This window comes from Mesorhizobium sp. M0018 (assembly GCF_040323955.1).
GTDB lineage: Bacteria > Pseudomonadota > Alphaproteobacteria > Rhizobiales > Rhizobiaceae > Mesorhizobium.
Genome location: NZ_JAMYVL010000089.1, coordinates 1 through 785, shown reverse-complemented (window position 1 = coordinate 785; position 785 = coordinate 1). Strand labels below are relative to the sequence as shown.

The 785-nt window shown below is 57.8% G+C and carries 1 protein-coding gene; it reads right to left on the bottom strand.

What is annotated here, in order from left to right; translation table 11 throughout:
• Positions 1–368: 368 nt before the first annotated feature.
• Positions 369–596 carry a hypothetical protein gene (locus NKJ81_RS32580; protein ID WP_352542989.1) on the bottom strand — a complete coding sequence of 76 codons (228 nt, stop codon included), beginning with the start codon at positions 594–596 and terminating at the stop codon, positions 369–371.
• Positions 597–785: the final 189 nt, after the last annotated feature.

Below are 785 nucleotides of genomic sequence, written 5' to 3'. Positions count from 1 at the left end.
GGATCAGTTTCCGAAACGCTTCGGAGACAGACTGATGGTCTGCTTTGTTGCTGGTTGCCATGGAAGTCCCTCCCAATGAGCCGCAACTCGCCCGCAACGAATGGGTTCCATCAGGACGTCGGAATATTAAGTATAAATCTCTGAGCGGGAGATCGCATAACCGGCTCGCGCGAAGACCCCCCGTGCCACCTTCGTTTGCCGCAGCATTATCCTCGCTCTTTGAACTGAAGATTCGTGTCGGTCTGGCGTCGGCGTTGCACATCGTGAACGTTGGAATGCTTCTGTCCAATGTTTGCTCACGCTGCCAATAGGGCAGGCTCTTGCGGCAGGGTGCCGCAAGGCCGCGACGAATGAAACGCCGGCCCAGTTCAACCCGTGCGACGTCGTTCAAAGCTGGGGGGATCGATCTCCATCAAGCGGTCTGCGGCCTCGACCGCAGTTCGTATCCTGCTGCACAGCGCGAGATTTTCGGCCAGCATCTCTTCAGTACGTTGAAGCGCGAGCTCGGTCCGGTGGATGCGCTGCCTGGCATTGGCAACTTCCGATGTCAAAATATCGACCGCTATCCCGTGGCCGTGGGGTTCCATAGTGTCCATGGGTTTCTAATACATGGGGGGCGATATCGTTCCCTGATGTCGGGCGAAACGGCGGGCCGCAGAATAGCGCTATGGGCCGAATGACCAATGCACTCCCTGTCAAAACAGCGCCAGAAACAGGCGAACGGCTTCGGCCGCTCTACCTGCCACGGGCAGAGGCGATCACGGTCCAGAGGGTCATTGATCTGT

Bases quoted from the DNA above. Each gene is read 5' to 3' on its own strand.
- NKJ81_RS32580 (WP_352542989.1), bottom strand. From the start codon at position 596: ATGGACACTATGGAACCCCACGGCCACGGGATAGCGGTCGATATTTTG.